Origin of the sequence: Streptomyces sp. NRRL WC-3618 (assembly GCF_001280005.1) — a bacterium.
Classification (GTDB): domain Bacteria; phylum Actinomycetota; class Actinomycetes; order Streptomycetales; family Streptomycetaceae; genus Streptomyces.
Genome location: NZ_LGDW01000467.1, coordinates 82,974 through 97,944, shown reverse-complemented (window position 1 = coordinate 97,944; position 14,971 = coordinate 82,974). Strand labels below are relative to the sequence as shown.

Sequence of the window (14,971 nt, the reverse complement as noted above, 5' to 3'; positions counted from 1 at the left end):
CCCCAAATCAGGCAACTTGCTTCCTACGAATCGGTGATGTGATCCCGTTCACGACTTCCCCCCTTGTCCCATCCACAGCGCCGTTCTATCGTCTAGATGTATCGAGTCGATACATCAGCTCGGCATAAACAGTGCCGAAGACCGTCACGGTCGGACCGTGGGAGAAGGGAGGCGACGATGAGCCGACGCTCCGGAATCCTCGAGTTCGCCGTCCTCGGCCTGCTCCGCGAGTCCCCGATGCACGGCTATGAGCTGCGCAAACGACTCAATACGTCGCTCGGTGTGTTCCGCGCCTTCAGCTACGGCACGCTGTATCCCTGCCTCAAGACGCTGGTCGCGAGCGGCTGGTTGATCGAGGAGCCCGGGGATGCGCCCGAGGACGCGCTCGCCGCTCCGCTCACCGGGCGTCGCGCCAAGATCGTCTATCGGTTGACGGCGGAAGGTAAGGAGCACTTCGAGGAGCTGCTCTCACAGACGGGCCCTGACGCGTACGAGGACGAACACTTCGCCGCTCGGTTCGCCTTCTTCGGACAGACGTCCCGCGATGTACGCATGCGCGTGCTCGAGGGCCGCCGCGGCCGGCTGGAGGAGCGTCTGGAGAAAATGCGCGCTTCCTTGGCCCGGACGCGGGAGCGCCTCGACGACTACACCCTTGAGCTCCAGCGCCACGGAATGGAGTCCGTGGAGCGCGAAGTGCGCTGGCTGAACGAGCTCATCGAGAGCGAGCGGGCCGGACGGGACCTCAAGGGTGCCGTTTCCGGGGAACCCGACTCGCAGGACACCACATCTGGAGCGCCGGGCGGCCTGCCCCGGTCTCGGGAGGACGACTCCCGGACCGGTCCGTCCGACGACACCGCCACGTGAGGACCGCTCAGGTCCTCACTCGTACACACAGGGAGCAACCGAATGGGTTCCATTCGCGTAGCCGTCGTCGGCGTGGGCAACTGCGCCGCGTCGCTGGTGCAGGGAGTCGAGTACTACAAGGACGCCGATCCGGCGTCCAGGGTCCCGGGACTCATGCACGTGCAGTTCGGGGAGTACCACGTCCGTGACGTGGAGTTCGTCGCCGCGTTCGACGTCGACGCGAAGAAGGTCGGTCTCGACCTCGCGGACGCCATCGGCGCCTCCGAGAACAACACCATCAAGATCTGCGACGTCCCCTCGACGGGTGTGCAGGTCCAGCGCGGCCACACCCTCGACGGGCTCGGCAAGTACTACCGCGAGACCATCGAGGAGTCCGACCAGGACCCGGTCGACGTCGTCAAGATCCTCAAGGACAAGCAGGTCGACGTCCTCGTCTGCTACCTGCCCGTCGGTTCCGAGGCCGCGGCGAAGTTCTACGCCCAGTGCGCCATCGACGCCAAGGCCGCCTTCGTCAACGCTCTCCCGGTCTTCATCGCCGGCACCAAGGAGTGGGCGGACAAGTTCACCGAGGCGGGCGTCCCGATCGTCGGCGACGACATCAAGTCGCAGGTCGGCGCCACGATCACGCACCGCGTGATGGCGAAACTGTTCGAGGACCGGGGAGTGGTCCTCGACCGCACGATGCAGCTGAACGTCGGCGGCAACATGGACTTCAAAAACATGCTCGAGCGTGACCGCCTGGAGTCCAAGAAGATCTCCAAGACGCAGGCCGTCACCTCCCAGATCCGTGACCGCGAACTCGGCGCCGACAACGTCCACATCGGCCCGTCGGACTACGTGGCCTGGCTCGACGACCGCAAGTGGGCGTACGTCCGCCTGGAGGGTCGCGCGTTCGGCGACGTCCCGCTGAACCTCGAGTACAAGCTGGAGGTCTGGGACTCCCCGAACTCAGCCGGCGTCATCATCGACGCCGTGCGCGCCGCGAAGATCGCCAAGGACCGTGGCATCGGCGGCCCGATCCTCTCCGCGTCGAGCTACTTCATGAAGTCCCCGCCGGTCCAGTACTTCGACGACGAGGCACGGGAAAACGTCGAGAAGTTCATCAAGGGCGAAGTCGAGCGCTGAGAGGAGTCCAGCGCTGCTCAAGCCCCAACAGGCTTGTCGCTCCTGCCCGTCGAGGGTCCCCGGGTCATCCGCCCGGGGACCTTCCTCGTATGTGAGGCTTTGCCCCATGGCTGTCGCGCGTGACCTGCGGGTACTCCTGCGTCTGAGGAACTTCCGGCGCCTGCTCGTCGTGCGGCTGCTGTCCCAGGGCGCGGACGGTGTCTATCAGGTCGCGCTCGCCGCGTACGTCGTCTTCTCGCCGGAGAAGCAGACCTCGCCGGCCGCGATCGCCTCCGCGATGGCTGTCCTGCTTCTGCCGTACTCCCTGGTCGGCCCTTTCGCGGGCGTCCTGCTGGACCGCTGGCGACGCCGCCAGGTCTTCCTCTACGGCAACCTGCTGCGCGCCCTGCTGGCATGCGTGACGGCCGTCCTGATGCTGAGCCACGTACCGGACTGGCTCTTCTACGTATCCGCCCTCTGCGTCACCGCCGTCAACCGCTTCGTCCTGTCCGGGCTCTCGGCGTCCTTGCCACGAGTGGTTGACGACGACCGCCTGGTGATCGCCAACTCGCTCTCCCCGACAGCCGGCACGCTCGCCGCCACAGCGGGCGGCGGACTCGCGTTCGTCGTACGACTGGCGGCCTCCGGCTCCGACGCCGCCGTGGTCCTCCTGGGCGCGGCCCTGTATCTCTGCGCGTCGCTCTCCTCCCTCCGCCTCGACCCGGAGCTTCTCGGCCCCGACACCGAGTTGGTGCAGCCCCGACTGGGGGCGGCTCTCACCGGCACCGCTCGCGGCCTGGCCGCAGGTGTGCGGCATCTGGCCGAGCCCGGGCGCCGGGAGGCTGCCCGGTCGTTGGCCGCGATGACGCTGATGCGGTTCTGCTACGGCGCCCTGACGGTCATGGTGCTGATGCTCTGCCGGTACGCCTGGTCGGAGGACGGCTCGGACGACGGGCTGGCCCTGTTGGGCCTCGCCGTGGGCATCTCCGGGGCGGGCTTCTTCGTCGCGGCCGTCGTGACACCGGCTGCGGCCGGACGACTCGGTCCAGGCGGTTGGATCGTGGTCTGCGCCGCAGCGGCGGCGGTCCTGGTGCCCAGCCTCGGCCTGTCGTTCACCGAGGTGCCCATGCTGATCGCGGCGTTCGTGCTGGGCCTGGTCACCCAGGGATCGAAGATCGCCACGGACACGATCGTCCAGTCCTTGGTCGACGACGGCTTCCGCGGCCGGATCTTCTCCCTCTACGACGTCCTGTTCAACGTCGCCTTCGTCGGCGCGGCAGCGGTGGCGGCCCTGATGCTGCCTCCCGATGGCCGATCGGCGCCTCTCTTGGTCACGGTCGCCGTTATCTACGGAGCGATTGCAGCGACTATGGCCCGCTTTGAACGTCAGTAAGCGTCACATGAAGGCCACAGAGCCCCTTTGAGGTACAGAGTTGCCGGTGGGTCCCGGTAACTTACGGGCGTCTTACTTCACGCCAAGCGCACCCATATCCAAGGGGGACCCCAGAGTGACGACTCCGCCGCCGCAGGACCAGAACCCGGCACCCATCCAGTCGGCGGCGCCCCAGCAGCCGTACCCGCCGCATCAGGGTGCTCCGTTCCAGGGAGCCCCAGTCCCGCCGCCCGCGCAGGGAAGACCCTTCAGCAAGAAGCTGCTGCGCATAGGCGTGTTCATCGTCGTCGCGATAGCCGTCGGCGTGGGCAAGTGGTACTTCAACCAGAGTGACGCCGAGACGACGTCCGTGGGCGCCTGTATGCACAACGACGGTACGGACAGGGACGCCGACCTCAACGAGGTCGACTGCACTTCCAGTGACGCCCAGTACAAGGTCGTCAAGAAGTTCGACAACACGAGTGACGCCGACAAGTGCAAAGCCGTCACGGAGGCGACGATCTCCTACTACCAGCAGGGCGCCAGCCACGATGTCGTGCTCTGCCTCAAGGAAGTCTGAGCAGGGCACAGCACGCGCACAACAAAGGGCCGGTGTTTCACGTGAAACACCGGCCCTCTCTGTGTGTTCCGGTGCGATGTTTCACGTGAAACATCGCACCGGAACACACTCAGCCCTGCTCGGCCCACCACTCCTTGAGCGCCACCACTGCCGACTCCTGCTCCATCGGCCCGTTCTCCAGCCGCAACTCCAGCAGGAACTTGTACGCCTGCCCGATCGCCGGCCCGGGCCCGACGCCCAGGATCTCCATGATCTGGTTGCCGTCGAGATCAGGGCGGATCGAGTCCAGTTCCTCCTGCTCCTGGAGGGCGGCGATGCGCTCCTCCAGGCCGTCGTACGCCCGCGAGAGTGCCGTGGCCCTGCGCTTGTTCCGCGTGGTGCAGTCCGAGCGAGTCAGCTTGTGGAGGTGGCCGAGGAGGGGTCCCGCGTCCCGGACGTAGCGGCGGACCGCCGAGTCGGTCCATTCCCCGGTGCCGTAGCCATGGAAGCGCAGGTGGAGTTCAACCAGCTGCGACACGTCCTTCACCAGATCGTTGGAGTACTTGAGCGCCGCCATCCGCTTCTTGGTCATCTTCGCCCCGACCACCTCATGGTGGTGGAACGAGACCCGCCCGTCCTCCTCGAAGCGCCGCGTGCGCGGCTTGCCGATGTCGTGCAGCAGCGCGGCCAGCCGCAGAACGAGGTCAGGACCGTTCTGCTCCAGCTCGATCGCCTGCTCCAGAACGATCAACGTGTGCTCATAGACGTCCTTGTGCCGATGGTGCTCGTCACGCTCCAGGCGCAGCGCCGGCAACTCGGGCAGGACATGGTCGGCAAGGCCGGTGTCCACCAGCAGGGTCAGGCCCTTGCGCGGGTGCACGGAAAGGATCAGCTTGTTCAGCTCGTCCCGTACCCGCTCCGCCGAGACGATCTCGATGCGCCCGGCCATGTCGGTCATGGCCGATACGACCTCGGGCGCCACCTCGAAGTCGAGCTGGGCGGCGAACCGGGCGGCCCGCATCATCCGCAGCGGGTCGTCCGAGAAGGACTCCTCAGGCGTGCCCGGCGTGCGCAGTACCCGCCTCGCCAGGTCCACACGCCCACCGTGCGGATCGATGAACACCTTTTCCGGCAACGCCACGGCCATCGCGTTCACAGTGAAGTCGCGCCGTACGAGGTCCTCCTCGATGGAGTCGCCGTACGACACCTCGGGCTTGCGTGAGGTCCGGTCGTACGCCTCCGACCTATACGTCGTCACCTCGATCTGGAAGCCGTCCTTCTGTGCCCCCACCGTCCCGAAGGCGATCCCGACCTCCCACACGGCATCCGCCCAGGGCCGGACGATCTTCAGTACGTCCTCGGGGCGGGCGTCGGTCGTGAAGTCCAGGTCGTTGCCGAGCCTGCCCAGCAGCGCGTCCCGGACGGAGCCGCCGACCAGGGCGAGCGAGAACCCGGCCCCCTGGAAGAGGCGGGCAAGGTCGTCGGCGACCGGGGCCACCCGCAGCAGCTCACTCACGGCCTGGTGCTGCACCTGACTCAGGTCACTGGCATTGTCTTCGTTGGCGTTCGGCACAACAGAAAAGGGTACGTGGCCCTGGCGACGACCCGCGCCTCCATAAAACGTCCACGTATTCCGCCGGGGACTCCTCCATCAATACACGCACATAGAGGACACTCGACCGGTGTTCCACGATCTTGCGGAGCAGTCCGCGGCACTTCCCCTCAGCGCGCATCGTTACCATGCGTGGACGCACATTCCGACGACCACTGACGACTAGGGACGGGCGAACGCGTGGCCGAGGCGGCAGACTTCCCGGGGCTGACTCCCTCTCCCGCGCGCCGGTGGTTCCGGCGTGCCGGAGTGCTGCTCGCGGGGGCGCCCCTACTGGCCGGCCTGCTCCAGCTTCCCGCCTCAGAGCCCGCGTACGCCGCCGCCTCGGACCAGGTGGTCGTCTCCGTCGACTCCCTCACCCCCAGCGCCCCCACGGACGGGGACACCCTGACCGTGTCCGGCACGGTGCTGAACAAGGGCAAGCAAGCTGTCACGGCCGCCCATGTGGACCTGCGCGTGGGACAGAGGCTGACCACCCGCTCAGGGATCGACGACGTCGCCGCGCGCACCGACTACGAATCAGGCGCCGACGGCACAGCAGTCGGCGGCAACTACGTCGAGAAGTTCCCCAAGATCGCCCCGGGCGTCGCCCAGTCGTTCACCATCTCCGTACCGGTCGACAAGCTGGATCTCGGCCAGGACGGCGTCTACCAGATTGGCCTCTCGCTGTCCGGCGAGACCGCCGCAGTACCGTACGAGCGGGTGCTCGGGATCCAGCGGACGTTCCTGCCGTGGCAGCCGGAGGAAGCGGACACGAGGACGCGGACGACCTTCCTGTGGCCGCTGATCTCCACAGTCCACATGACGGCGGAGACCGGCCCCGGCGAGCTGCAGACGCCTGTCTTCCTCAACGAGGACCTCGCCGCGGAGATCTCCCCGGGCGGTCGCCTGGAGCAGATGGTCTCCCTGGGCAAGGACCTCGACATCACGTGGGTGATCGACCCCGATCTGCTGGCCTCCGTCGACGCGATGACCGGCAGCTACGGCATCCACAACGCGGACGACACCAACACCCCCGGCACAGGTCAGGCGGTCGCCAAGCACTGGCTCGCCGAACTCCAGGACGCCGTCGTGGGCAAGGAGGTCGTCGCCCTCCCGTTCGCCGACCCCGACCTCGCCTCCATCGCGCACAAGGGCAAGAACGTCACCGGCATCTTGAACCATCTCAAGAGCGCCACGGACGTCGCCGCCAGCACGGTGGCAACGATCCTCCACACCACGCCCAGTACCGACTTCGCATGGCCTGCGAGCGGTGCCGTCGATCCGTCGATCATCAAGATCGCCACCTCGGCGGGCGCTGACAAGGTGATCGTGCGCAGCGACAGCCTCAAGGAGACCGGCGACCTGCCGTACACGCCCTCCGCGGCCCGCCCCGTCGGCGGTGGCACCACGGCGGTGGTCGCGGACATGCGACTGTCCACGGCCTTCCAGGGCGACATGACGAATGCGGGCAGTTCCACGCTCTCGGTGCAGAAGTTCCTCGCCCAGAGCCTCACGGCCACCCTCCAGACCAAAAAGCAGCGCACCGTCGTCGTCGCCCCACAGCGCATGCCGTCCGCGAGCCAGGCCCAGACGATGGCGGAGGCGATCACCGACCTCCAGAACTCGAACTGGTCCCAGCCCCAGGACCTCACCGCGGCCGCTGACACCAAGCCGGACCCGGGCGCCAACACCAAGGTGCCGTCGGCGTCCTTGTATCCCTCCGCGCTAAAGCATCAGCAGCTCCCTGAGTCGGCCTTCACGGACATCGCGGCCACGCAGGAGACGCTCGACAAGTTCAAGATCATCCTGACCGACAAGACCCGCGTGGAGACCCCCTTCGGACGGGCCATCAACCGGGAGATGTCCACGTCCTGGCGCGGTTCCAGTGCGGCCAAGGGTTTCCGCGGAGGTGTGAGCTCGTACCTTGGCAACCTCACCCGGCAGGTCAAGCTGATCTACAAGTCCGAGACGAAGCTGTCCGGCGGCAGCGCCACGATTCCGGTGACCGTCCAGAACAACCTCGTTCAGCCCGTCGACAACCTCGTACTGCGGGTCACTTCGGGGAACCCGACCCGGCTCAAGATCGGCGACGACGACTATCAGGAGCAGTCCGTCGCGGTCTCCGGCGGACACAGCCAGTCGGTGAAGTTCGCCACGTCGTCCAACGCCAATGGCCCGATCACTGTGACCGCCCAGCTGTACACGAAGGACGGCCAGAAGTACGGAAAGGCGGTGTACTTCGAGGTACGGGTCACCGAGTTCACCGCCATGGCGATGCTGGTCATCGGCGGCGGCTTCCTGCTGCTCGTACTCGCCGGCCTGCGCATGTACACCCAGCGCAAGCGCGCCGCCGCCCGGCGCGCCGAGGAGCCCGGCAACGAGCAAGAGGACGAGGCCACGGAGGAGAACGCCGACCCCGGCAACCACGACGGCCCCGAGTGCCGTCCGCAGGGGGAATCGGACCCCGCGTCGCGGGCAGACGCCCCGGAGCAGCCGAGTGACCCGACGCCGGACACCGCTCCGGATAGCGCCGGCCCCTCCGGGACGGGTGAGAGAGTGGACCGTTGAGCGATGTCGTGCCGGTGGGCCCGGTGAACGATGAGGTGGGGTAACCATGAACGCGCCGTACGACGGTGACCGCGGCCAGGGCGCGGGCGACTCGGGCTACCCCGAGGGCCCGCCGCCCGAGCACGGCCAGGTGCCGGCGCAGCCACCCGCCGACGCGTATCTCCAGGACGCCTACGCCCAGGACCCCTACCGGGGACAGGACCTCTCCGCCCAGGACCCGGTGGCCGAGGCGCTCTACGACCGCGCCGCGCACCCCCCGCCGCCCCCCGGGTCGTATCGGCCGCAGGCCCCGCTCTACGGACAGCCCGCCCAGTCGCCGTACGCCCCCGATCCGCAGGTGTGGGCCCAGACCCCGGCCCCCGAGCCGGACGGAGCCACGCAATACCTGCCGTACGGGGACGACCCTCGCACGACTCAGTACGTGGGCGTCGACGCCCTGGTCTCCCAGGCCGGCGAGCAGCGGCACGAGCCGGACGCCTTCGCCCATCTCTTCCGGGACCAGCAGCAGGGCGGCGGACAGGGGCCCGTGGAGCCTCCGGCGGTGCCCGGCCCATCCCCCTCTCCCGCTCCGGGCCACGGCCCGGTCCCACCGCCCCAGGCGCCGGCGTCCGACGCCACGATGCAGCTCTCCCCCAAAGCGGCACCCCCAGCGGCACCGGCGGCCCCCAAGAAGGGCGGTCGGGCCGCGGGCCTCCTGAAGTCGAGCGCCGTCATGGCGGCGGGCACGATGGTCTCCCGCCTCACCGGCTTCGTCCGCTCGGCGCTGATCGTGTCGGCCCTCGGCATCGGCATGCTGGGTGACACTTTCCAGGTCGCCTATCAGTTGCCCACCATGATCTACATCCTGACCGTGGGCGGAGGACTCAACTCCGTCTTCGTCCCGCAGCTCGTGCGCGCCATGAAGGAGGACGACGACGGCGGCGAGGCGTTCGCCAACCGCCTCCTCACCCTCGTCATGGTGGCCCTCGGCGCGCTCACCGCACTCGCGGTCTTCGCGGCTCCCCTGCTGGTCCGCGCCCTGTCGGTGAAGATCGCCAACAATCCGGCGGCCAACGAGGTCGCCGTCACCTTCACCCGCTACTTCCTGCCCACGATCTTCTTCATGGGCATCCACGTCGTGATGGGGCAGATCCTCAACGCGCGCGGGAAGTTCGGCGCGATGATGTGGACACCGGTCCTGAACAACGTCGTCATCATCGTGACCCTGGGCATGTTCATCTGGGTGTACGGCAGCGCGGCGGACTCCGGCATGACGGTCACCACCATTCCGCCGGAGGGCCAGCGGCTTCTCGGAATCGGTGTGCTGCTCGGCCTCGTCGTCCAGGCCCTCGCGATGATCCCTTATCTGCGCGAGACCGGCTTCAAGATGCGGCTGCGCTTCGACTGGAGGGGACACGGCCTCGGCAAGGCCGCCATGCTCGCGAAGTGGACGGTCCTGTTCGTCCTCGCCAACCAGGCGGGCGCCCTCGTCGTCACCCAGCTGGCCACCGCCGCCGCCGGCGACAACCCGAAGATCGAAGGCACCGGCTTCGCGGCCTACGCCAACGCCCAGCTCGTCTGGGGCCTGCCCCAGGCCATCATCACGGTCTCCCTGATGGCCGCCCTGCTGCCGCGACTGGCACGCTCGGCCCATGAGGGCGACGCCGGAGCGGTCCGCGACGACATTTCCCAGGGTCTGCGCACCACCGCCGTCGCCATCGTGCCCATCGCCTTCGGCTTCATGGCCCTCGGCATCCCGATGTGCACCCTGATCTTCGGTTCCTCCGGCACCGCCGAGGCCACGAACATGGGCTTCATGCTGATGGCCTTCGCCCTCGGCCTGATTCCCTACTCCGTGCAGTACGTCGTCCTGCGCGCCTTCTACGCGTACGAGGACACCCGCACGCCCTTCTACAACACAGTGATCGTGGCCGCCGTCAACGCGACGGCCTCCGCCCTCTGCTTTTTCGTACTCCCGTCCCGCTGGGCCGTGGTCGGCATGGCCGCCTCCTACGGCCTCGCGTACGCGATCGGCGTCGGCGTCGCCTGGAACCGGCTGCGCAAGCGGCTGGACGGCGACCTCGACGGCACCCGCGTCCTGCGGACTTACGCCCGGCTGGGCATCGCCTCGGTACCGGCCGCACTGCTCAGCGGCGCCGCCTGCTACGGCATCGGCCACTCTCTGGGCCAGGGCGTCGGCGGCTCGTTCGTCTCCCTGATCGGCGGCGGTGCCGTCCTGCTCGTCGTCTTCTACGTCGCCGCCCGCCGTATGCGCATTGAAGAACTGAACTCGTTGGTGGGTATGGTGCGCGGGCGACTGGGACGGTAAGTCGAGGAAAGCGCACAACCATCGGCCCCCACCGCGTGTCGTGCAGAGCGACGGAGTGTGGGCACAATTGGGTTTGGCGTCGGAGAGCTCGCACAGGATGGGGAGGCAGGAGCGACGGTGGCGGAACGTAGCACGGCTGCCGTCGACGTGGCAGCCAACAGCGGCGACGAGCCGTTGACCGCGCAGGCGGACGAGTCCACGGCCGACGGCGTGGCCCAGAACCGGGAGCGGGACACGGAGAACGACGAGGCACAGGGGAGCGGCGGGACCGAGAGTCCCGGAAAGGCCTCACCGCCCGAACTGCACAGCGGCCACAAACTCGCCAAGCGCTACCGCCTGGAGGAGTGCGTCACCCGTCTGGACGGATTCAGCAGTTGGCGCGCGGTCGACGAGAAACTTCGTCGCGCCGTCGGCGTGCACATCCTGCCCGCGGAGCACTCACGGGCGCGTTCCGTGCTGGCCGCGGCCCGCTCCTCCGCGCTGCTCGGCGACCCCCGCTTCGTGCAGGTCCTCGACGCCGTCGAGGAGAACGACCTGGTGTACGTCGTCCACGAGTGGCTGCCCGACGCCACGGAGCTGACCGCGCTCCTGGCCGCCGGCCCGCTGGAGGCGCACGACGCCTACCAGATGGTCAGTCAGATCTCCTCCGCCATGGCCGCCGCACACCGCGAGGGTCTCGCGCATCTGCGCCTGACCCCGGGCACCATCCTGCGGAGCTCGTCCGGCCAGTGGCGTGTGCGCGGCCTCGCGGTCAACGCCGCGCTGCGCGGCATCACTTCGGACACACCGCAGCGCACCGACACGGAGGCGATCGGCGCCCTGCTGTACGCCGCCCTCACCCAGCGCTGGCCTTACGAGAACGACGCGTACGGCCTGTCCGGGCTGCCCAAGGGTGTCGGTCTCATCCCGCCCGACCAGGTGCGGGCCGGAGTCCACCGCGGCCTGTCCGAGCTGGCGATGCGCGCGCTCGCCAACGACGGTGCCACCGCCTCTCGCCACGAGTCCGCGTGCACGACGCCCGAGGAACTGGTCAAGGCGATCGGTGAGATGCCCCGCATCCGCCCGCCGGAGCCGGTGTTCACCGCCCCGCCCGACTACCAGCGCACGACGTACCAGCAGGGCTCATACGGCCGTCAGGCACCTCACCCAGGCGCCACGCAGCCCCTGCCCACCCCGCCGCCTCCGCTGCAGAGCCGTACCGGCAAGGCGCTGAAGTGGGCCGTGTCGGCGTTGCTGATCGCCGCACTGGGCCTGGGGAGTTGGCAACTCGCGGACGCGCTCATGGACGGCGGCGGCTCCGAGGACACCCACCAGACACAGACGCCGGACGACAACCACAAGGGCACCGACAAGGCCAAGCCGGTCACCGCGTTGAAGATCCAGGGTGCCGAGGAGTACGTCGCCAAGGGCAGCGCCCAGCACCCGGGAGACGTCGGCAATACGTACGACAGCGACAGCTCGACGTACTGGCGCACCGCGAGTTACAAAGACGGCCCGGACATGAACCCGGCGTACAAGCCCGGTGTGGGCATCGTCTACGACTTCGGTTCGGCCAAGGAGGTCTCAGCCGCTTCGATAGGGCTCCTCTTCGGCGGCGACCACACGACGGTCACGCTGTACTCGACGGATTCACCGAGTTCGTCGGTCCCTCTGACCTCGATGACGAAGCTCGGTACGGTGACGACCACGGGCACCACTGCGAAGGTGACTGTCTCCAAGCCGGTCAAGAGCCGGTACGTGCTGGTCTGGTTCACCGCTCTTCCGTACGCGGCTGGTGACTCGTTCAGCGATGCAGGCTACAAGCAGGCCATAACGGACCTGAAGTTCACCGGCTGACGATCCACCGAAGGGAAAGGGGCACATGGCGGAAGGCACCGCGTTCGACGGAGTGAGCGATCAGGACCTCCTCGCCCGCCATGTCGACGGTGACCCCGATGCCTTCGGTGAGATCGTGCGTCGGCACCGTGACCGCCTCTGGGCGGTGGCCCTGCGCACGCTGGGGGACCGCGAGGAGGCCGCTGACGCCGTCCAGGACGCCCTCGTCTCCGCCTACCGGGCCGCCCACACCTTCCGGGGCCAGTCGGCCGTCACGACCTGGTTGCACCGCATCACGGTGAACGCCTGCCTGGACCGCGCCCGCAAGGCCGCGTCCCGGAAGACCTCTCCGGTCGACGACACGGAACGGCTGGAGCAACTGCTCGAGCCGCACGAATCGGCGTCGGCCCCGGCCGAGCGCAACGACCTGCACCGCCAGCTCATCGAGGCCCTCGGCACTCTCCCCCCGGACCAGCGCGCCGCCCTCGTCCTCGTGGACATGCAGGGCTACCCGGTCGCGGAGGCCGCCCGTGTCCTCGACGTGCCCACGGGGACGGTGAAGAGCCGCTGCGCCCGAGGCAGAGCCAGACTGCTGCCGCTGCTCACCCATCTGCGGCCGGAGAAATCCGGCGACGGCAAGGAATCGAGCGACGGACGGAACCGGGCGGAGGGGACATCCGTCCCACCCGCAGCGGGACCAACGGATACAGGGCCAAGCGATTCAGCGGCTGTGAAGGGCGGAGGTGGGCGAGCGTGACATCCACGACTGACACGGCCGGGCACCCGGACGTCACGGAGATCTCCGACCTCACCGAAGGCCTGCTCACACCGTCCCGGACCGGGGACGTACGACGGCATCTGAACGAGTGCGTTCTCTGCGCCGGCGTGTACGCCTCCCTGGAGGAGATCCGCGGCCTCTTCGACTCCCTACCGAGCCCTGTACACATGCCCGACGACATCGCCAGCCGTATCGACGCCGCGCTTGCTGCCGAGGCTCCGGTGTCGATCGAGACCGCCGACGAGACCGTGGCCGATGTTTCACGTGAAACATCGACGCCCACCGACCGGCATACGAACCGCCCCACGGGTCACGCTCACGCGGCCACCGGGCCGGGACGAAAAGACGGCGCGCAACGCGGACGACGCCGGATCATCGTCCTGGGCACCGTCTTCACCGCCGCTGCGCTGGGCATCAGCTCCCTGCTGGTGTCCTCACTGGGAGACGACAACAAGCAGTCAGAGGCTGCGAGCACGTTCTCCGGGCAGAAGATCGAGAGCCAGGTCGCCGAACTCCTCGAGGGCAAATTCGTGGCGACGAGTCCTCGCGGTGGAGAGCCCTCCGCGGGCATCACGTCGCATTCCAGCGGGCCGAGGGCCAATGAGCACGACGGTCTCGTGAAGAGCCTTGAGACGTCGGTCCCCGACTGCGTCATGGAGGGCATCGGCCGGGCCGACACATCCGTCATCGGCGTCAAGCAGGGCACCTATGAGGGCACAGACGCATATCTCGTGGTGCTGCCCGCAGCGGGTGACAAGACTCGAGTTACCGCCTACGTCGTCGACTCGGCCTGTATGAACCAGCCGTCGACTCCTCCGGCACACGTTCTGCTGACGCGGTCCTACGCGCGTTCTTGAGCGTCGGCGCTTCGTGCTCCCGCCTCCTTGATGTCCCGTACCCAGTGGCGCCCCTGTGGGCCCGGACACAGCGGGAATGCGCGCCCCGTAGGATCCGTTGGGTGGGGTGAGAGTTCTGAGAGAGGCTCCCACCGGTCGTACGAAGCCGTCCAGAAACGAGGAAACACGCCGTGAGCGACGTCCGTAACGTGATCATCATCGGCTCAGGGCCCGCCGGCTATACGGCGGCGCTCTATACCGCACGCGCGTCGCTGAAGCCTCTGGTCTTCGAAGGCGCCGTGACCGCCGGTGGCGCGCTCATGAACACCACCGAGGTCGAGAACTTCCCCGGTTTCCAGGACGGCATCATGGGCCCCGACCTCATGGACAACATGCGCGCCCAGTCCGAGCGCTTCGGGGCCGAGCTCGTGGCGGACGACATCGTCTCCGTCGACCTGACGGGTGACATCAAGACCGTCACGGACACCGCGGGCACTGTGCACAAGGCAAAGGCCGTCATCGTCGCCACCGGCTCGCAGCACCGCAAGCTCGGCCTGCCGAACGAGGACGCCCTGTCCGGGCGCGGCGTCTCGTGGTGCGCGACGTGCGACGGCTTCTTCTTCAAGGACCAGGACATCGCCGTGATCGGCGGTGGCGACACCGCGATGGAGGAAGCGACCTTCCTCTCGCGCTTCGCCAAGTCCGTGACGATCGTCCACCGCCGGGACACCCTGCGCGCCTCCAAGACGATGCAGGAGCGCGCCTTCGCCGACCCGAAGATCAAGTTCATCTGGGACAGCGAGGTCGCCGAGATCCAGGGCGACCCGAAGCTCTCCGGACTGAAGCTGCGCAACCTCCAGACCGGCGAACTGTCCGACCTGGCCGTGACGGGCCTCTTCATCGCGGTCGGCCACGACCCGCGCACCGAGCTCTTCAAGGGTCAGCTGGACCTCGACGAAGAGGGCTACCTGAAGGTCGACGCGCCCTCGACCCGGACCAACCTGAGCGGTGTCTTCGGCGCCGGCGATGTGGTCGACCACACCTACCGGCAGGCGATCACTGCCTCCGGCACCGGCTGCGCCTCGGCCTTGGACGCCGAGCGCTTCCTCGCCGCCCTGGCGGACCACGAGGAGCAGGCCGAGCCCGAGAAGACCTCTGTCTGACCCCCATCCG

The 14,971-nt window shown here is 68.1% G+C and carries 11 protein-coding genes; 10 read left to right on the top strand and 1 reads right to left on the bottom strand.

All coding sequences use genetic code 11. The features are described 5' to 3' along the window. Positions 1 to 177: 177 nt before the first annotated feature. The 4 genes from ADL01_RS34625 (at position 178) to ADL01_RS34610 (ending at position 3,920) form a co-directional block, all read left to right on the top strand. The gene (locus ADL01_RS34625; RefSeq protein WP_053746014.1) at positions 178 to 864 is read left to right on the top strand and encodes a PadR family transcriptional regulator; all 687 of its coding nucleotides are present in this window, start codon (positions 178 to 180) and stop codon (positions 862 to 864) included. A 42-nt stretch (positions 865 to 906) separates the two neighbouring features. After that, the gene (locus tag ADL01_RS34620; protein WP_053746013.1) at positions 907 to 1,989 is read left to right on the top strand and encodes an inositol-3-phosphate synthase; all 1,083 of its coding nucleotides are present in this window, start codon (positions 907 to 909) and stop codon (positions 1,987 to 1,989) included. A gap of 106 nt (positions 1,990 to 2,095) precedes the next feature. Next, positions 2,096 to 3,361 (top strand): MFS transporter, encoded by a 1,266-nt coding sequence (locus tag ADL01_RS34615; protein WP_053746012.1) that lies wholly within the window; start codon positions 2,096 to 2,098, stop codon positions 3,359 to 3,361. Positions 3,362 to 3,476: 115 nt separating this feature from the next. Next, positions 3,477 to 3,920, top strand: coding sequence for an LppU/SCO3897 family protein (locus ADL01_RS34610; protein ID WP_053746011.1), 444 nt, complete (start codon positions 3,477 to 3,479; stop codon positions 3,918 to 3,920). Positions 3,921 to 4,029: 109 nt separating this feature from the next. Here ADL01_RS34610 and ADL01_RS34605 read toward each other — a convergent pair whose 3' ends face one another. Continuing rightward, positions 4,030 to 5,472 carry a CCA tRNA nucleotidyltransferase gene (locus ADL01_RS34605; RefSeq protein ID WP_053746010.1) on the bottom strand — a complete coding sequence of 481 codons (1,443 nt, stop codon included), beginning with the start codon at positions 5,470 to 5,472 and terminating at the stop codon, positions 4,030 to 4,032. Positions 5,473 to 5,691: 219 nt separating this feature from the next. Here ADL01_RS34605 and ADL01_RS34600 point away from each other — a divergent pair, with 219 nt between their 5' ends. From ADL01_RS34600 to trxB, 6 genes are all read left to right on the top strand, one after another. After that, entirely contained in the window at positions 5,692 to 8,061 is a 2,370-nt protein-coding gene (locus ADL01_RS34600) for a DUF6049 family protein (RefSeq protein ID WP_053746009.1), read from the top strand. A 46-nt stretch (positions 8,062 to 8,107) separates the two neighbouring features. Next, positions 8,108 to 10,369, top strand: a complete 2,262-nt coding sequence (murJ, locus tag ADL01_RS34595; protein ID WP_053746008.1) for a murein biosynthesis integral membrane protein MurJ — start codon at positions 8,108 to 8,110, stop codon at positions 10,367 to 10,369. Between the two features lie 117 nt (positions 10,370 to 10,486). After that, positions 10,487 to 12,205: a protein kinase family protein gene (locus ADL01_RS34590; protein WP_053746007.1), complete on the top strand. Its 1,719-nt coding sequence runs from the start codon at positions 10,487 to 10,489 to the stop codon at positions 12,203 to 12,205. Positions 12,206 to 12,230: 25 nt separating this feature from the next. Continuing rightward, positions 12,231 to 12,941 (top strand): RNA polymerase sigma factor SigM, encoded by a 711-nt coding sequence (sigM, locus tag ADL01_RS34585; RefSeq protein WP_053746006.1) that lies wholly within the window; start codon positions 12,231 to 12,233, stop codon positions 12,939 to 12,941. Next, on the top strand, positions 12,938 to 13,819 hold the full coding sequence (locus tag ADL01_RS34580) for an anti-sigma factor family protein (RefSeq protein ID WP_053746005.1): 882 nt from the start codon (positions 12,938 to 12,940) through the stop codon (positions 13,817 to 13,819). The genes sigM and ADL01_RS34580 overlap by 4 nt, the downstream gene beginning before the upstream one ends. A 170-nt stretch (positions 13,820 to 13,989) precedes the next feature. After that, on the top strand, positions 13,990 to 14,961 hold the full coding sequence (trxB, locus tag ADL01_RS34575; protein WP_053746004.1) for a thioredoxin-disulfide reductase: 972 nt from the start codon (positions 13,990 to 13,992) through the stop codon (positions 14,959 to 14,961). Positions 14,962 to 14,971 lie beyond the last annotated feature (10 nt).

Coding starts and splice junctions, on each gene's coding strand:
- ADL01_RS34620 (WP_053746013.1), top strand. CDS start 907: ATGGGTTCCATTCGCGTAGCCGTCGTCGGCGTGGGCAACTGCGCCGCG.
- ADL01_RS34625 (WP_053746014.1), top strand. CDS start 178: ATGAGCCGACGCTCCGGAATCCTCGAGTTCGCCGTCCTCGGCCTGCTC.
- murJ (WP_053746008.1), top strand. CDS start 8,108: ATGAACGCGCCGTACGACGGTGACCGCGGCCAGGGCGCGGGCGACTCG.
- sigM (WP_053746006.1), top strand. CDS start 12,231: ATGGCGGAAGGCACCGCGTTCGACGGAGTGAGCGATCAGGACCTCCTC.
- ADL01_RS34615 (WP_053746012.1), top strand. CDS start 2,096: ATGGCTGTCGCGCGTGACCTGCGGGTACTCCTGCGTCTGAGGAACTTC.